The 14516-nt window shown below is 66.2% G+C and carries 13 protein-coding genes; all 13 read right to left on the reverse strand.

Features of this window, described 5'->3' with window-relative positions; translation table 11 throughout:
* Positions 1 to 39 precede the first annotated feature (39 nt).
* The 13 genes from ACIPVK_RS12250 to arc all read right to left on the reverse strand — a co-directional run bounded on the left by ACIPVK_RS12250 (position 40) and on the right by arc (position 14478).
* Positions 40 to 2841: a DEAD/DEAH box helicase gene (locus ACIPVK_RS12250; RefSeq protein WP_407612298.1), complete on the reverse strand. Its 2802-nt coding sequence runs from the start codon at positions 2839 to 2841 to the stop codon at positions 40 to 42.
* 69 nt (positions 2842 to 2910) lie between these two features.
* Complete coding sequence (gene tatC, locus ACIPVK_RS12255) at positions 2911 to 3732, reverse strand: twin-arginine translocase subunit TatC (RefSeq protein ID WP_407612261.1); 822 nt, start codon at positions 3730 to 3732, stop codon at positions 2911 to 2913.
* Between the two features lie 21 nt (positions 3733 to 3753).
* A complete protein-coding gene (gene tatA / locus ACIPVK_RS12260; RefSeq protein ID WP_113764502.1) occupies positions 3754 to 3978 on the reverse strand; it encodes a Sec-independent protein translocase subunit TatA in 225 nt (74 codons plus the stop codon).
* A 35-nt stretch (positions 3979 to 4013) separates the two neighbouring features.
* The gene (locus tag ACIPVK_RS12265) at positions 4014 to 4373 is read right to left on the reverse strand and encodes a hypothetical protein (RefSeq protein ID WP_407612262.1); all 360 of its coding nucleotides are present in this window, start codon (positions 4371 to 4373) and stop codon (positions 4014 to 4016) included.
* A gap of 2 nt (positions 4374 to 4375) precedes the next feature.
* Positions 4376 to 6331 carry a helix-turn-helix transcriptional regulator gene (locus ACIPVK_RS12270; protein ID WP_407612263.1) on the reverse strand — a complete coding sequence of 652 codons (1956 nt, stop codon included), beginning with the start codon at positions 6329 to 6331 and terminating at the stop codon, positions 4376 to 4378.
* A gap of 118 nt (positions 6332 to 6449) precedes the next feature.
* Entirely contained in the window at positions 6450 to 6845 is a 396-nt protein-coding gene (locus tag ACIPVK_RS12275) for an FKBP-type peptidyl-prolyl cis-trans isomerase (RefSeq protein WP_407612264.1), read from the reverse strand.
* Positions 6846 to 6882: 37 nt separating this feature from the next.
* On the reverse strand, positions 6883 to 7842 hold the full coding sequence (locus ACIPVK_RS12280) for an FKBP-type peptidyl-prolyl cis-trans isomerase (RefSeq protein WP_407612265.1): 960 nt from the start codon (positions 7840 to 7842) through the stop codon (positions 6883 to 6885).
* 137 nt (positions 7843 to 7979) lie between these two features.
* Positions 7980 to 9347, reverse strand: coding sequence for a Pup--protein ligase (gene pafA / locus ACIPVK_RS12285; RefSeq protein WP_407612266.1), 1368 nt, complete (start codon positions 9345 to 9347; stop codon positions 7980 to 7982).
* Positions 9348 to 9353: 6 nt separating this feature from the next.
* Positions 9354 to 10064 (reverse strand): proteasome subunit alpha, encoded by a 711-nt coding sequence (gene prcA, locus ACIPVK_RS12290; protein ID WP_407612267.1) that lies wholly within the window; start codon positions 10062 to 10064, stop codon positions 9354 to 9356.
* Positions 10065 to 10862, reverse strand: coding sequence for a proteasome subunit beta (gene prcB, locus ACIPVK_RS12295; protein ID WP_407612268.1), 798 nt, complete (start codon positions 10860 to 10862; stop codon positions 10065 to 10067).
* The gene (locus ACIPVK_RS12300; protein ID WP_407612269.1) at positions 10859 to 11044 is read right to left on the reverse strand and encodes a ubiquitin-like protein Pup; all 186 of its coding nucleotides are present in this window, start codon (positions 11042 to 11044) and stop codon (positions 10859 to 10861) included. The genes prcB and ACIPVK_RS12300 overlap by 4 nt, the downstream gene beginning before the upstream one ends.
* A 105-nt stretch (positions 11045 to 11149) precedes the next feature.
* Complete coding sequence (gene dop, locus ACIPVK_RS12305; protein WP_407612299.1) at positions 11150 to 12730, reverse strand: depupylase/deamidase Dop; 1581 nt, start codon at positions 12728 to 12730, stop codon at positions 11150 to 11152.
* Positions 12731 to 12744: 14 nt separating this feature from the next.
* Positions 12745 to 14478, reverse strand: coding sequence for a proteasome ATPase (gene arc, locus ACIPVK_RS12310; protein ID WP_407612270.1), 1734 nt, complete (start codon positions 14476 to 14478; stop codon positions 12745 to 12747).
* Positions 14479 to 14516 lie beyond the last annotated feature (38 nt).

The following is a 14516-nucleotide window of genomic DNA, read 5'->3' on the forward strand; positions in this document are numbered from 1 at the left end:
AATCCTGCCGGGGCCGGGCCGGTTCCGCCGTGGCGGGACTCAGTCGACGACGTTTGAATAAGCGACAACCCCGCGACGGACCCGCTGGACCGCCTGGTTGCAGGAACGCGCCAGCCCGGTGTTCAAGTCCGGGATCTTGGCCAACTGGTCCAGCACGTCGATGACCTGCTTCGCCCACCGGACAAAGTCGCCGCCGGCAAGGTCGGTGCCGCGGAGGCATTCGCGCAGGTCCGAGCCCCGGGCCCACTTGTAGATCGGCCAGATCAGCCCCGAATCCGGTGCCGCTGTCTCGGGCAGGCCGGCGTTGGCCTCCGCGTCCGAGAGGCGCGACCACAGGTTCACCGAGGTTTCCCAGGCGATCTGTACCTTCGCGGTGGGCATGCGCGGATCGGGTCCGTGGTCCTCGCGGCGCGCCTGGAACACCAGGGCGGAAATGAACCCGGCCAGTTCCTCGGCGGTCATCTCGTTCATGGTCCCGGTTTCCATGACCAGCGAGGTCAGCAGGTCGCGTTCGCCGTAGATGCGGCGCAATCGCTGTCCCGCGTCGGTGATTTGGGCCTGGCCCAGGTCACCGGAGGCGGGCAGGAGGTACTCGAAGTCCTCGAGCACCTTGGCGACCTTGTCGAACGTTTTCGAAATGGTGTTGGTGCGGCCGCTGATCTGGGTGCGCAGCTTGTTGGTGTCGCGCAGCAGCTTCGAGTGGCGTTCGGCCCAGCGGGCATGGTCCTCGCGTTCGGGGCAGGCGTGGCACGGATGTGCCTTGAGCGCGGCTCGCAATTCGGTGATGCGTGCTTCCTGCTCGTCGCTGCCGGTGAAGACGGACCCGGGGACGCCGCGGCGGGGCGGGCGGGACTCGGCCAGCGCGTTGTGCAGCGACGCGGCCAGGTCCCTGCGCTCCTTGGGACTGCGGCCCGTGAACCCCTTGGGGATCCGGATCTGGGAGATGACCTCGACCGGGCCGTTGAGGTCTTGGACCCCGACGCGCCGGATGTGCTTGTCCTCGGTCAGGACCGTGGGGCGCGGGTCGTGCCACGAGTTGTCCAGCTCGATGACGACGCAGCGGCCCAGCTTGCGGGCGCCGTGGATTTCGATGATGTCCCCGCGTGCCAGGGTTTCCAGGGATTCGGTCGCCGCCGAGCGGCGCAGCCGCGAAATGGTTTTCGACGCGTCCTTCTCCGCCGCCGAGAGCTGCTCGCGCAGGCCGGCGTATTCGGCGAAGTCCCCCAGGTGGCAGGTCATCGACTTCGCGTAGCCTGCCAGCGATTCCTCGCGGGAGCGAACCTGGCGCGCCAGGCCGACCACGGATCGGTCCGCCTGGAACTGGGCAAAGGAGGTTTCCAGGATGCCGCGGGCCCGTTCCCGGCCGAACTGGGAGGTCAGGTTCAGCGACATGTTGTAGGTGGGGCGGAAGCTCGAGTTCAACGGGTAGGTCCGCTTGGAGGCAAGCCCGGCAACCGCCGCGGGGTCGGTGTCCTGCTGCCACAGCACCACCGCGTGGCCCTCGACGTCGATCCCCCGGCGTCCTGCACGGCCGGTCAGCTGGGTGTACTCCCCCGCGGTGACGGACACATGCGATTCGCCGTTGAACTTCTCGAGCTTTTCCATGACGACCGACCTGGCAGGCATGTTCACGCCCAGGGCCAGTGTCTCGGTGGCGAAGACGGCCTTGACCAGGCCGCGGACGAAGAGGTCCTCGACGACTTCCTTGAAGATCGGCAGCAGCCCGGCGTGGTGGGCGGCGAAACCGCGCATGAGTCCCTCGCGCCACGGCCAGAAGCCCAGCACCTCCAGGTCGTCCGGCGGCAGCTTGTGGGCGACCATGTCGATGGTCTGTTCGATTTCGGTGGCCTCGGCGATGGTGGTCAGGGCCAGGCCCGAACGCACGCACTGGGCCACGGCGGCGTCACAGCCGTTGCGGGAGAAGATGAACACCAGCGAGGGCAGCAACCCGGCATGGTCAAGCGCCATGATCATGTCCGGCCGGGAAACCCTGGTGCTGAGCTGCTCGCGCTTCTCCCCCCAGCTTCCTCCCCCGCCCCCGCGGCGTCCACGGCCGCGCTGGACGCGGCCCCGGGAACCGGTCAGGCCCCGATGGGCCATTTTGCTGAGTTCGGGGTTGACCTCGGCCACGCGCTCGGGCGCATCCGCGACCTGGTCGAAGGACACGTCCTCGGCAAACAGGTCCAGGAGCCGGCCACCCACCATGACGTGTTGGTAGAGCGGGATGGGACGGTGCTCGGAGACGATGATGCGGGTGTCGCCCCGAACCGTGTCGAGCCAGCCGCCGAATTCCTCGGCGTTGGACACCGTCGCGGAAAGGGAGATGACCTGGACGTCCTCGCGCAGGTGGATGATGACCTCTTCCCACACCGCGCCGCGGAACTTGTCCGCCAGGTAGTGGACCTCGTCCATGACGACGTAGCCCAGGGAATCGAGGGTGTCCGAGTCGGCGTACAGCATGTTGCGCAGGACCTCGGTGGTCATCACCACGATCTCCGCCTCGCCGTTGATCGTCATGTCTCCGGTGAGCAGCCCGACGCGTTCGGCACCATAGGTGGCCACGAGGTCACTGTACTTTTGGTTGCTTAGCGCCTTGATGGGGGTGGTGTAGAAGGCCTTTCGGCCGGAGCGGAGTGCCTGGAAGATGGCGAACTCCCCCACGACCGTCTTGCCGGCGCCGGTGGGCGCTGCCACCAGCACCCCGGAACCAGAGGCCACGGCCCGGCATGCTTCCTCCTGGAATGGATCAAGGTCGAACCCCAGTGAGGAGCGGAACTCTGCTAGCCCGGAATCGCTCCCGGGTGTTTGTTCCTTGGCTGCGTTAAATCGCTCGGCCGGCATGCTCACGCTGCGACCCCTTTCAGGAGGGTAGTAGGTGCGCCCGTGCCCGTACACCGGACACGGGGATTCCTATGGAAGATCCGGCGATTCGGGAATGATGGATCCCTCGCCGGCAGTGGCGGCGTTTTCGGCCTCAAGCTTGGCCCGCTTCTTGTCGCGCTTGCTGTCATTGATGTGGCAAATAAACGTCGCCGTCGCGAATGTCACGAACAACGGTCCGGCCAGGGCAAACATGGTGATCGCATCGCCGCCCGGTGCCGCCATGGCGGCCACCAGGGCAATGAGGAAGACGGTGATGCGCCAGTGCCGCAGGATCATTTTGGCCTTCAGCACGCCGACCATGTTCAACCCGACCATGAGCACCGGCGCCAGCATGGCCAGCCCGAAGGCGATCAGCAGTCGGAACACGAACGGCAGGTACGTGTCGGTCGTGAGCCAGGACTGGGCGTTTTCCGGGGTCAGCGAGATGAAGAACTTCAACGCATGGGGCAACACCCAGTAGGCCATGCCGACGCCCAGGATGAAGAGCGGTGCGGCCGCGGCGGCGAAGCCGATGGCGGTATTGCGTTCCTTCTTCTTCAACCCCGGGACGATAAAGGCCCAGAGCTGGTAGATCCAGATCGGTGCGGAGAACACCAGCCCCAAGAGCAACGAGACCTTGAGCATGATGTCAAAGGGCGCCATGACGGAGGTGAAGTTGACTTCGCCGCCATATTCGCGCACCGGGGCGATGATCAGCCCAAGGACCTCGTCATAGAGGAAGAACCCGCCGACTGTTCCCAGGACGAGGGCAATCAGCGAGATGAAGAGACGGTTCCTCGCCTCAACCAGGTGAGCCTTCAGGGCCATGCGGCCCTCGGGATTGTCCTTCCGCCCCTTTTTGGATTTCACTTCTTGTTCGCTCACGAAGGATTAGGCGTTGTTCTCACGACGGTCGGGATCAACGATCTTGCCCTCGACGGTTTCATCACCGGCTGCCGGAGCCTTGTCATCGTCCTTCATCTGACGGACCTCCGACTTGAAGATGCGCAGGGACTGGCCAACGGAGCGCGCCAGGCCTGGAAGCTTCGGGGCACCAAACAGCAAGAGTGCCAAAATTACGATGATGACCAGATGCCATCCTTGGATTCCACCCATGGGGAACCTACCTTTCAATCGTGTTAAGTCTACAGTCAGAACAGTTCGAGGTCGCTCACGCGTTGCGCTTGTCCTCGACGCGTTTTGCGTTCAATGCGTGCGTTGCGCCGGGCCGCGGAACGGCGTAGTTTCCCGGCATCGTGCGCGGCGCGGGCATCGTCCGGGTCCTGGAACAGCGCGGCGATGCCCGACGGGGTCCGGTCCGGGATTTCGGGGTACGTGCGTGGTTCGGGATCCGCATCCATCGAGGCCCCCACCCGATCCATGGCCTCGCCGACGTCGCCGGCCAGGGCCATGAAGCCTCGGAAGAGCCGGATTCCGGCCAGGACAAGGAACAACAGTGTGCCGAGCGCGAGCACGACCCAGAGCAACAGCCAAAACCACCAGGGCAACATCGCTACTTCACCTCCAGGGTGGACACTGCGGCGCGGAGCCAGTCTTCGACGTCGGTGCGCAAGGAGTCCGGTGCGATGACCCGCAGATCCCCGCCGTGGTAGGCGACCATCCCCGGAAGGGTGGAGGTGGAAGTCATCCGGATTTCGGCGATGTTTTCCTCGGCCCCCTTGGCCCATTGCTCCGGGGCATATTCATCCACGAGCGAAGCCAGGCGCGGCCCGAAACCCAGGACCACGAGCTCGTCGGTGGGACTGGGCGTGAAGAAGATGTCGTCCTGGTCGTCGTGCCTGTGCGGATCGAGGGTGAAACCCTGCCCGCTGAACGCCGCCGACTGGATCCGGTCGATGCGGAAACTACGGATTTCGTTGTTTGGCACCGAGAACGCGCGCAGGTACTGTCGCCCGGCATTCTCGACGAGCCGGATGGGCTCGACCTGCCTGACGCTCAGCGCGTCGCTGGAGGCGCTGTAGTACGCCAGGTCGACCACCTGGTGCTCGCGGATCGCCCGCACCAGGCTGGCGTAGATCTCGTTTTCCTCGGTTGAGCGCAAGGCGATGGACAGCACCGATTCGAGGCCCTCGAAGCCCACCGCTGCTGCCTGCAACTTGCCGTAGGCCGAATCGACGGCGCCGGCGTGTTCAAAGTCCGGAAGCCCGCGCAGCGATGCCAGTCCGGCCAGCATGGTGGCGGCCTCCGTCAGACTGAGCCGGATGGGGGAATTCAGGGCCTCGGCATTGTTGATGCTGATGGTTCCCGCCTCCCACTCCACGTCGATCAGTTCATCTGGCAGCCCGTTGGGCACCCCGCACATCATGATGGTCTGCAGGTGGGCCAAAAGCTGCTTTTCAGTCAACCCGAAGTGGGTTGCCGTTTGTTCAACGGTGGGTGAACCGAACTTGGCCACATAGGAAATGATGTCCAGGTTTCGGGCCACGGCTTCGGTGGACGGCGGACGCCCCGCATTGCGGCGCTTGCTGAGTTTGTAGTCGGGAATCGCTGTCTGCTGCGCGGCCAACGCCCCCTCCAGCCTGCGGCGCACCGCCGTTGCCAGCGACGCCGGTTCCAGCACGCCGGCTCCCGCCCCCAGCTTAGCCACATCGGCCGAGAGCGCCATCAGGTCGTGGAATTGCAGCACGAGCACATCCTGCTCGTCGCCCGGGGTGATGGATTCGGCCCGGGAGCGAAGCGCCCAGCCGGAATCCTTGGCCACCGAGATCCGGGCTTTTTCACCGGCAATGTCGGGATCCAGGCGACCCAGGGTCTCCGCCATGGAGAACCCGGCAGGACGAGAGGAATGCGGGTGGCCGGTGCGGATGTCACTGAGGATTCGGGTCAGGCGGAACATCCGCACGTCCTGGCGGTCGTGGTCCAGGCCCACCAGATACCAGTTGCCGAAGCGCGAACCGATCCCCCATGCATCCACGGTGCGACCGCTGGCACGGCCCTGGGCATCTAGGTATTCGAAGGAGAGGACGCGGTGGCCCCAGACTGCTTCGAGGCAGGCGGCAAACGCGGGGCCGGCGGCATGCAGACGCGGGACGTACTCGGTGAACCGCACCCCGCGCCCGGTGTCCTCCAGCCCGGCGGAAAGCCGGCCGGTGGCCCGGGCGGCAGAGGATTCCAGGTCGGTGTCCTTCCACAGCTGCGCCGCCAGGCCCAAGACCGCGGCTTCCTCGGTGGTGAAACTTACTTCGGGCAGCCTGTAGCTCGCCGGGGTGATCAGATAGCGCTCCTCGGCGCCGGTGCCAAGGGTCATCACCGGCACGCCCATTTCACGCAGGTCCTTCTTGTCCCGGTCGAATTTCCGGTCGAAGGCGGCGTCGCTCAGCGACTGGTAGTCATCGACGATCTTGCGGAGCTCGCGCTTGGAAAATCCATGCGGGGTGTTGATCAACGCATAGGTGAGACTGACGAGTTTCTCGGCACGGGATGGACCGCCGGAGTTATTTTGAGCCACGTTCGCAAGATTACCCCGTGGCGCCGAGGCCGGGCCAATGCAACGCCGCGTTAACGGCCTTTGGCCGCGTTCTCCCGGTTTAACTTGGGAAAACACGGCCAAAGGCGTAATGCGGTGCTTAGCGCACAGCCACCAGGTCCACGACGAAGATCAGTGCCTCGTTCGGGCCGATGGCTCCACCGGCGCCGCGCGAGCCGTAGGCCAGCTCGGAGGGGATTTCCAGGCGGCGGCGGCCGCCGACCTTCATCCCGATCAGGCCCTGGTCCCAGCCCTGGATGACCTGGCCGACGCCGGCGCGGAAGTCCAGCGGGGTGCCGCGGTTCCACGAAGCGTCGAACTCCTCGCCGGTGGACCATGCCACGCCGACGTAGTGGGTCGAGACGGTCGAGCCCGGAACGACCTCGGCGCCGTCGCCGACGACGATGTCCTCGATCTTCAGCTCGGTCGGGGCGTCGGTACCCGGGAATTCGATCTCGGGCTTGGTGCGGTCGTATTCACGCTGTCCAAAAGACATAGTGGAATCCTTTCGGTTGTTTGCTAAAAGCTTCTAGTTACTTTACTTCCTTGAGCTCAACAAAGAAGACCAACGGACCCGCAGGTCGTCCCTGGGATGCTGCATCCGCACCGTAGGCCAGGTCCGTGGGAATGGTCAACATGACCTGGGTGCCGGCCTTCAGGCCTTCCAAGCCCTGGGTCCAGCCGGGAATGACGCCCGACAGGTTGAAGTCGGAAGCTTCGCCACGGTCAAAGCTGGAATCGAACTGCTTGCCGTCTTCCCAGCGAACGCCGGTGTAGTGGGCCGAAACGTCCGAGGTCGCGGTGGCAACCTTGCCGGTGCCTTCCTTGACGACGTCAACGACCAGGCCTGCCGGAACGTCCTTGTCCTTCGGGATGGTGATGGCGGGCTTGGAATCCTTCATTTCGAACGTGGGCAACGAGCCTTCGTCCTTGAGCTTCTTGACGTCTTCGGCTCCGAGCTTCTTGGATGCCTCGGGGATCGGCTCGGTGGCCACGACCTTCAGGACGACCACGGTTTCTGCATTTGCCGCGCTGGGGCTGGCGGAGGGAGCGGCGCCTTCGGCGGGTGCAGCATCGGCTGCAGGCTCGACCATGGCGACCCAGGAGCCGACCTTGGCCTGCATGAGGGTTTCATAAAGCGCCGGAAGCTGGGCCTTGAATTCCTCGTTGGTCGGCAACGTCACCGGTTCCCCGGCGAAGCCCGATCCGAGCAGGCTCGCATCCGCGGCCTTGTAGGCAATGGACTTGAACTTGATGTTCTGGTTTTCCTTGATCTCCTCGCCCTTGCCCTCGACGATGACCTTGGCGCCGGTCGCCGTGGCAACCAGGGGGGTTTCGAAGGTGACGGTGGGATCGGAGGAGTCATCCGCACCTGGGGTGACCTTGATCGATTCCAAGGGGGCGACGTCACCGCTGGACGCCGCCGTGGTTGAACCACAGGCCGTCACCAGCAGCAACGAAGCCGTTGCGACGAGTGCCATTACTTTGCGCACGAAATCAACTTTCAGTTGGGGATTTTAGGACTGGAAACACCCACAGTGAATGGTGAGCCTTCGAGACTGACTAGAGCCAGCTTAAGGGCCGAAACTGTGAATCTCCTTATTGAAGGCCGGTACGAGCCACTTCGGGGTCATCCGCCCATGGCGGAAATGAGCGCATCGACCCGCGGGTCCTCGTAGGCGAAGGGGTCCTTGCAGAGCACCGTTTGCCCCGGGTGGTCGTTGAGCTTCAGGTGGACCCAGTCGACGGTGAAGTCCCGTTCCGCGTTCTTGGCTGCCCGGACGAAATCGCCGCGCAATTTCGCACGCGTGCTTTGCGGCGGGTTGTCGACCGCGAACGCGATGTCAGCGGGGTCCACCACCGAGGCCACCTGGCCGCGGGCCGCGAGCAGGTGGACGAGCCCGCGCTTGGTGTCGATGTCGTGGTAGGTCAAGTCCAGCTGCGCCAGGCGCTGGGCGCCCAGGTCCAGTTGGTGTCGGTTGGCGTAGGAATTGATCAGCTTGTGCTTGATGGCCCAGTCGATTTCCGTGTCGATCCCCGAGAAATTCCCGGATTCCACCGCGTCCAGCGTGCGGGCCCACAGGTCCAGCACCGCCGGAACCTGCTCGTGGTGCGCCCCCTCGCGGGCAACGAAGTCGGTCGCCAGCGTCAGGAAGCGGCGCTGGAGCGCCAGGGCGGTGAGCTGCTTGCCGTTGGCGAGCTTGACCATGGTGGTGCCGTTGAAGTCGTGGGAGATCTCGCGGATGGACCGGATCGGGTTCTCCAGCCGCAGGTCCTCCATGATCTTTCCCGATTCGATGATCCGCAGCATCAAATCGGTCGCGCCGAGCTTCACCAGCTGGGTGGTCTCGGACATGTTCGAGTCCCCCACGATCACGTGCAGGCGGCGGAAGTACTCGGCGTCGGCATGCGGCTCGTCGCGGGTGTTGATGATGGGCCGCGAGCGGGTGGTGGCCGAGGAGACGCCCTCCCACACGTGGTCGGCGCGCTGGGAGAAGGCATAAAGGGGCTGGCCGTCGACGTTCACGATCTTGCCGGCCCCGGCAATCAGCTGCCGGGTGACCAGGAACGGGATCAGGATCTCGGCGAGCCGGGCGAACTCGAGCTTGCGCGGGATCAGGAAGTTCTCGTGGCAGCCGTAGGAGTTCCCAGCGGTGTCGGTGTTGTTCTTGAACAGGTAGAGCCGGCCGGTGAAGCCGTCGGCGGCCATGCGCTCCTCCGCGCTGGCCACCAGGTCGTTGAGGATCGACTCCCCGGCCCGGTCGTGCGCGATCAGCTGGGTGAGCTCGTCGCATTCGGCCGTGGCGTACTCCGGGTGCGAACCGACATCGAGGTAGAGCCGCGAGCCGTTGGTGAGGAAGACGTTGGAGCTGCGCCCCCACGCCACCACCCGGCGGAAGAGATAGCGGGCCGACTCCTCCGGGGTGAGCGGCCGCCCGCCGGGGTCGGAGTAGTTGATCCCGTATTCGGTCTCGATGCCGTAGATTCTGCGGTCCATGTGTGCTTACTTCCCTGCGCCCAGGAACCGGGCAATGGTTGGGGTGTCGAGGCGGCGGAAATGGCGGTGCGAGCCGGAGGAAATGACGCGTTCGAGCACCGCAACCTCCAGCAGTCGGGCGTCCTCGGGGCTTTCCCCGACCCCGGGGAGCACCAGGGCCGCGGCGCGGATGACCTCGTCGGTCCCGGCGGCGGCCAGGTCCTTGCCGGCCCAGTAGCCGTTCCAGGCCTCGCGCAGCACCGGGGTGTCCCCGCCCATGATGATGTGTCCGGGCTGCTCGGCGATCGACCCGTCGAAGTTCAGCGAAAACAAGGTGTCTTCCGCGGGGGTCGCCCCGAGTTCCAGGACTGCCAGTTCCACCTCGAAGGGCTTGGCCTCCGCGGTGAACACCGCGCCCAGGGACTGGGCGTACACGCTGGCCAGCCCGCGTCCGGTCACGTCGTGGCGGGAATAGGAGTAGCCGCGGGTGTCGGCGTAGCGTACCCCGGCCTGCCGCAGGGACTCGAACTCGTTGTACTTGCCCACCGCTGCGAAGGCGATCCTGTCGTAGATCTCCCCGATCTTGTGCAGCGAACCCGCGGGGTTCTCCGCAATCAGCGCGATGCCGTCGGCGCACGAGGCCACGATGACCGCCCGGCCGCGGGCGATCCCCTTCCGGGCGAAGTCCGCCCGGTCCTTCATGAGTTGCTCGGGCGAAACGTAGTATTGCGCGCTCATCTAGGCTTCCTTCCCGTCGTTGGTCCGTTCGTCGATGACCTCCCGGGCCATCGACCCGAGGATTGCCTCCTCGACGCGGTGGGCCCCGGTGGCATCCACGGTGTAGACGACCGGCCACAGCTTGCGCACGGCATCCGGTCCCCCGGTGGCCGAGTCGTCGTCGGCGGCGTCGTAGAGTGCCTCCACGGCGACCTTCACCGCGGCGGTGGCGCCCAGGCCCGGCTCCCAGAGCTTCTTCAGCGCGCCGCGGGCGTACGGGGAGCCGGAGCCGACCGAATGGTGCTCCACTTCCTCGTACAGCCCGCCGGTGATGTCGAAGGAGAAGATCCGCCCGGTCCCGGAGAACGTGTCGAACCCGGCGAAGAGCGGGACGACGCTCATGCCCTGCAGGGCCATGGGCAGGTTGGCGCGGATCATCGAGGCCAGCCTGTTGGCCTTGCCGTCGAGCGAGAGCCGGGTGCCCTCGATCTTCTCGTAGTGCTCCAGCTCGACGCGGAACAGCTTGGCGATGTCGATCGCGACCCCGGCGGCGCCGGCGATGCCGACCACCGAGAACCGGTCGGTCTCGAAGACCTTCTCGATGCGGCGGCTGGCAATGACGTTGCCCATGGTCGCGCGCCGGTCCCCGGCCATCACGATGCCGTCGGCGTAGGACAGCGCGACGATGGTGGTGCCATGCGGCACCTGCCCCGCCGCACCCGCCGGCGTCTGGGCCGGTGCCTGGGCACCGGGCAGCAGGTCGGGCCGGTCCCGGTTCAGGTACTCCAGGAAGGAGGGACCGGGACCGAGCTCAATCACTGGCCGCCCTTTTGCACGAAGCCGCGCACGAATTCCTCCGCGTTGCGCTCCAGCACCCCGTCGATCTCGTCAAGCAGGTCGTCGACCCCGGCGTCCTGCCCGGCCGCGGCGGTAACTTCCTGCTCGGTCTCCTGGGCCTGGTTGTCCTCGCGGCGTTGTCCCGAGTGCTGTTCCTGTGTCATAGCCGTCCGCTCTCTTCCATCTGCTCCGGGGGCCGGCCGTGCCGGCTGCATGGCCGCGGCCCCCTGGTTGTGCTGTTACTTACATCTTGCCACTGGGTAGGGCTTTTAGCTCCGCAGCGTGGCAATGAACTCGTGAATCGACAATTGCGCATCCAACAGGTCGCCGACCAGGTCCTTGGTGCCGCGCAGCGGCTCCAAGGTGGCGATGCGCTCGAGCTTGCGCGCCCCGGGCACGGTGAAGGACACCGAGTCCCAGCTGGCCGCGACCACGTGCTCGGGGTACTGGCTCAGCACCCGGCCGCGGAAGTAGGCGCGGGTGTCGGTTGGCGGATTCGTCGCGGCCCGGGCGATCTGCGCCGGCGAGTAGAGCGTTTCCATCATCCCGCGCGCCGCCAACCGGTGGTAGAGGCCCTTTTCGGGGCGGATGTCCGCCCATTGCAGGTCCATCAGCGCGATCCGCGGGTCCGTGAAGTCCACCCCGTGGCGCTGGGCATAGGAGGTCATGAGCTTGTACTTGGCCACCCAGTCCACGGTGGATGCGGCCGCCAGGATGTCGGTTTCCAGCAGCTGCAGCGTTTCCTCCCAGCGCCGCTGGATCTCCACCGTGGCCTCGTCGGTGGCGTCCGTGGCCCCGCTGTGCTCGGCCGCGGCCTGGGCGTAGATCCACTGGATCTCCAGGGCGGTGAGCTTGCGGCCGTCCACCAGCTCGACCTTGGTGCGCAGCGTGGGGTCGTGGCTGATGGCCTGCAGGGCCCCGACGGGGTCGCGCAGCTCGATGGCCGGGACGGTGCCGGCCTCGATCATCGCCAGCACCAGGGCGGTGGTTCCGGTGCGCAGCAGCGTGGAGACCTGCCCGAGGTTCGCGTCCCCGATGATCACGTGCAGCCGGCGGTACTTCTCCCAGTGCGCGTGCGGCTCGTCGCGGGTGTTGATGATGGGGCGGCGGATGGTGGTCTCCAGCCCGATCTGCGCCTCGAAGAAGTCGGCCCGCTGGGAGACCTGGAACCCGGGGTGTTGGCCGAGCATGCCGCGGCCCACCCGGCCGGAAGCGCAGATGACCTGGCGGGTGGCGAAGAACGGGATGAGCCCGGCGGCGATCTTCTCGAAGGGCACCGAGCGGGGCATCAGGTAGTTCTCGTGCGCCCCGTAGGACACCGACTTGTTGTCGGTGTTGTTCTTGTACAGGTGCACGTCCGGCACCCCGGCCAGGGACTCGATGCGGCGCACCGCGGCCAGGGCCACGTGGTCCCCGGCCTGGTCCCAGAGCACCGCGTCGAAGGGGTTGGTGGTTTCCGGCGAGGAGTATTCCGGGTGGGCGTGGTCCACGTAGAGCCTGGCGCCGTTGCCCAGCACCATGTTCATCAGCACCTCGTGGTCGTTCTCGCCGTCCTGGTACAGCGTGGAGCCGATGGTCACGTCCCCGCCGGCCAGCGCGACCTGCTCGGCGTCCAGTTCCGGCTCGACGTCGGTGAGCTGGGAGGGGTCCGCGGTGGCGCGCGGCTGGATGAAGCCGCGCGCGTCGTTCAGCGGGGTCTCGTCGGTGTAGTCCCAGTGCGTGCCGGCGATCTTTCCGCGCGCCTCGCGGATGGTCGCGGCATAGGAGTTGATCACCTGGGCCGAGAGCATGGTCGCGTTCGCCCCGGGCATGGAGGGGGCGAGCACGCCGTACTCGGTCTCCAGCCCCATGACCCGGTGCACGCTCACAGGTATTGCCCCGTCTCGTCGGGACCCGGCGACGAAATGGACTTGCCGCGCCCGTTCTTGTCGGCCACGATGGTGCGGATGAAGGTGATGCGCTCGCCCTTGCGCCCGGAGATCCGTGCCCAGTCGTCGGGGTTGGTGGTGTTGGGCATGTCCTCGTGCTCGTGGAATTCCTCCACGACGGCCTCGAGCAGGTGCTCCATGCGCAGCCCGCGCTCCTGGCCGGTGAGCAGCGCCTTGATGGCGGACTTCTTGGCGCGGTCCACCACGTTGCGGATCACCGCGCCGGAGGCGAAGTCCTTGAAGTAGAGGATCTCGGTCTCGGTGTTGGCGTAGGTGACCTCGAGGAACTGGTTCTGCTCCCCGGTGGAGTACATGGCATCGACCGTCGCCTGGATCATGGCGCGCACGCAGGCGGCCGGGTCGTTGCCGTGTTCGGCCAGGTCGTCCGGGTGCAGCGGCAAATCCGCGGTCAGGTACTTGGCGAAGATCTCCGCGGCTCCCTGGGCATCGGGGCGGCGGATCTTGATCTTCACGTCCAGCCGGCCCGGGCGCAGGATCGCCGGGTCGATCATGTCCTCGCGGTTGGAGGCGCCGATGACGATGACGTTGTCCAGGCGCTCCACGCCGTCGATCTCGGCCAGCAGCTGCGGGACGATGGTGGTTTCCACGTCGGAGGAGACCCCGGTGCCGCGGGTGCGGAACAGCGAGTCCATCTCGTCGAAGAACACCACCACGGGGTTTCCTCCGGCGGCCTTCTCGCGGGCCCGGGAGAAGATCAGCCGGATGTGGCGCTCGGTCTCCCCGACGTACTTGTCCAAAAGCTCGGGGCCCTTGATGTTCAGGAAGTAGCTCTTGGCCGTGCCGGTGTCGCCGTTGCGCTCGTTGGTGCGCTCGGAGAGCGAGTGCGCGACGGCCTTGGCGATCAGCGTCTTGCCGCAGCCCGGGGGGCCGTAGAGCAGGATGCCCTTGGGCGCGGTGAGCCCGTGCTCGCGGTAGAGGTCCGGGTGCAGGAAGGGCAGCTCGACGGCGTCGCGGATGGCCTCGATCTGGTCGCTCAGCCCGCCGATGTCGGCGTAGGAGATGTCCGGGACCTCCTCGAGCACCAGGGACTGCATGTCGCTTAGGTGCACCTTTTCCAGGCCCAGCCCGGTGCGGGTGTCGAGGTTCAGCACGTCGCCGACGCGCACGGTGTCCTTGATCAGCGGGTCGGCCAGGCGGATGACGCGCTGCTCGTCGGCCCGGCCCATGGCCACCACCCGGTGGTCCGCCAGGACCTCCTTGACGGTGACCAGTTCCCCGGATTTCTCGTAGCCGAGCCCGGCGACGATGACCAGGGACTCGTTCAGCAGCACGTCCTGGCCGATGGCCAGCTTGGCGAAGTCCAGCAGCGGGGAAATGCCCACGCGCAGCTTGCGTCCGCCCTGGACGATGTCCGCGGACTGCACCCCGGTGGAGGAGATGGCAATGCCCTGCGCGGGATGGCTGCGCGGATGCAGCTCGACGATGGTGCCGTGGCTGAACGGGGTGTCCCCGTCCTTCTCCAGCCCGGACTTCAGGGCCAGGATCTCCTCACGGGTGCGTTCGAGCATCGCGACGAGGCGTGAGTTGTTGGCCCCCGCCGAGGCGAGCTGCCGATCGAGCAGGCGGTTCTTGTCCCGCACCACGTTCAACTGCCGCTCGGCGGCCGCGACCTGGCCCTCCAGCCGTGTGCGATCTGTTTCCTCGCCCATTTTCCACCCGTTTCGCAAATATTTCCGAGAACGCGTGT

It is taken from the genome of Paeniglutamicibacter sp. MACA_103, from assembly GCF_045798555.1.
GTDB lineage: Bacteria > Actinomycetota > Actinomycetes > Actinomycetales > Micrococcaceae > Paeniglutamicibacter.

Coding starts and splice junctions, on each gene's coding strand:
- ACIPVK_RS12250 (WP_407612298.1), bottom strand. CDS start 2,841: ATGCCGGCCGAGCGATTTAACGCAGCCAAGGAACAAACACCCGGGAGC.
- tatA (WP_113764502.1), bottom strand. CDS start 3,978: ATGGGTGGAATCCAAGGATGGCATCTGGTCATCATCGTAATTTTGGCA.
- ACIPVK_RS12265 (WP_407612262.1), bottom strand. CDS start 4,373: ATGTTGCCCTGGTGGTTTTGGCTGTTGCTCTGGGTCGTGCTCGCGCTC.
- ACIPVK_RS12275 (WP_407612264.1), bottom strand. CDS start 6,845: ATGTCTTTTGGACAGCGTGAATACGACCGCACCAAGCCCGAGATCGAA.
- pafA (WP_407612266.1), bottom strand. CDS start 9,347: ATGGACCGCAGAATCTACGGCATCGAGACCGAATACGGGATCAACTAC.
- prcA (WP_407612267.1), bottom strand. CDS start 10,064: ATGAGCGCGCAATACTACGTTTCGCCCGAGCAACTCATGAAGGACCGG.
- ACIPVK_RS12300 (WP_407612269.1), bottom strand. CDS start 11,044: ATGACACAGGAACAGCACTCGGGACAACGCCGCGAGGACAACCAGGCC.
- dop (WP_407612299.1), bottom strand. CDS start 12,730: ATGGGGCTGGAGACCGAGTACGGCGTGCTCGCCCCCTCCATGCCCGGG.
- arc (WP_407612270.1), bottom strand. CDS start 14,478: ATGGGCGAGGAAACAGATCGCACACGGCTGGAGGGCCAGGTCGCGGCC.